Annotated in this window: 1 protein-coding gene; it reads left to right on the plus strand. The window is 55.8% G+C overall.

Annotated features, from left to right (window positions below; all coding sequences use genetic code 11):
- Positions 1–339 (plus strand): cadherin repeat domain-containing protein (locus Q4563_RS17730; protein WP_303605438.1); only part of this gene is annotated, 339 nt, incomplete at both ends.

The raw sequence follows: 339 nt of genomic DNA on the forward strand, positions 1-339 counted from the left end.
ATCAAACCGTCACCCTGGCGGTCAATAACCTCGATGAAGTCGCACCGACGATTACCTCTGGTGATACCGCGACTGCCATCGATGAAAACAGCGGTGCCGGGCAAGTGGTGTATACCGCCACCGCTGATGACTCCGCAGATATCTCTGATGGTGTGACCTTCTCGCTCTCAGGCGACGATGCGGCGTACTTCTCGATTGATGCCAGCACCGGTGAAGTGACTTTGTTGGCGGATGCCGACTATGAGACCAAGTCCAGTTACAGCTTTACCGTCACAGCTACTGATGGGGCGGGTAACCACACGGACCAAGCCGTTACGCTGGCGGTGAATAACCTGGATG

It is taken from the genome of Gilvimarinus sp. 1_MG-2023, assembly GCF_030548285.1.